The sequence below is a fragment of the Candidatus Eisenbacteria bacterium genome (assembly GCA_005893275.1).
GTDB lineage: Bacteria > Eisenbacteria > RBG-16-71-46 > SZUA-252 > SZUA-252 > WS-7.
The window spans coordinates 1-1,833 of sequence record VBOW01000053.1; the positions used below are offsets into that span (position 1 = coordinate 1).

Annotated in this window: 1 protein-coding gene; it reads left to right on the forward strand. The window is 68.2% G+C overall.

Annotated elements, in window-relative coordinates:
• Positions 1-1,833 (forward strand): hypothetical protein (locus E6K76_09670; GenBank protein TMQ57752.1); only part of this gene is annotated, 1,833 nt, incomplete at both ends.

Here is a 1,833-nt window from a genome sequence, read left to right on the forward strand (position 1 = left end):
AACCCGACGACCGGGAGCATCCACCTCGCTCCCGGCTTCAGCGACGCGGGCACCTACGCCGCCTCCGCCTCCGCGAGCGACGGCACGCTCAGGGACACGAAGCCCTTCCAGATCACGGTCACGAACGTGAACCAGGCTCCCACGCTCAACGCGATCGCGAGCATGACGGTCGCGGAGGGGGCGACCGCGGATCAGGCGGTCACGGGCTCCGATCCGGACGGGGATGTGCTCACCTTCACGAAAGGGAGCGGACCCACGTTCCTCACGGTAACGACGACGAACGCGACGGCCGGAAGCATCCACCTGGCGCCCCGGGCGGGGGATGCGACGGGGTCCCCCTACGCGGCCTCGGTAACGGCGAGCGACGGCACGCTCGGCGACACGAAGCCCTTCCAGATCACGGTCTCGCTGCCGCCGAACCTGGTTACCAACCCCTCGTTCGAGACCAACACCACCGGATGGGCCGGATACGCGGGCGCAACCATACTGCGCGTGGCCGGCGGCTTCGACGGCAACTTCTCCGTCCAGGTCACCGGTCCGTCTAGCACCGCGAAGTTTGGGCTGAACGACAGCCCTAACTGGGTACCCAGTACCGCCGGGATCGGCACCACATACCGCTCCACGGCGTGGGTGCGTTCCTCTAGCGCGACCGGCAGGGTGCTGCTGCAGGTGCGGGAGTACGTGGGATCATCCACGCTGAAGGGCACAGCCGTATCCCCCGCGGTCACACTCAGCCCTGTCTGGCAGATGGTGACCGTCGATTACGTGGTCAACACCGCCGGATCCTATCTGGACGTGCAGGTGCTCGATACTCCGGTCGTGACGGGTGAGGTGTTCCAAGTCGATAACATCTCGATCCGCGCCAGCATCGGGAATCGCGCTCCCATCTTGAACGCGATCGCGAACATGACGGTCGCGGAGGGAGCGACAACGGATCAGGCGGTCACCGGCTCCGATCCGGACGGGGACGCGCTCACCTTCACGAAGGCGGGCGGCCCCTCGTTCCTCACCGTGACGACGACAACCCCGACCACCGGGAACATCCACCTCGCTCCCGGCTTCAGCGATGCGGGCACCTACGCCGCCTCCGCCTCCGCGAGCGACGGCTCGCTCAGCGACACGAAGCCCTTCCAGATCACGGTCACGAACGTGAACCAGGCTCCCACGCTCAACGCGATCGCGAACATGACGGTCGCGGAGGGGGCGACCGCGGATCAGGCGGTCACCGGCTCCGATCCGGACGGGGATGCGCTCACCTTCACGAAGGGGAGCGGACCCACGTTCCTCACGGTATCGACGACGAACGCGACGACCGGGAGCATCCACGTTGCTCCTGGCTTTGGCGACGCGGGCACCTACGCGGCCTCCGCCTCCGCGAGCGACGGCTCGCTCAGCGACACCAAGCCCTTCCAGATCACGGTCCGCCTCGCGAACCGCGCGCCCACGCTGAACGCGGTCGCGAACATGACGGTGGCGGAGGGGGCGACCGCGGATCAGGCGGTCACCGGCTCCGATCCGGACGGGGACGCGCTCACGTTCACGAAAGCGGGGGGCCCCTCGTTCCTCACGGTGACGACGACGAACGCGACGACCGGGAGCATCCACCTCGCCCCCGGTTTCAGCGATGCGGGCACCTACGCCGCCTCCGCCTCCGCGAGCGACGGCTCGCTCAGCGACACCAAGCCCTTCCAGGTCACCGTCTCGAACGTGAACCGGGCTCCCACGCTCAACGCGATCGCGAGCATGACGGTCGCGGAGGGGGCGACGGCGGATCAGCCGGTCACGGGCTCCGATCCGGACGGGGATGCGCTCACCTTCACGAAGGGGAGCGGA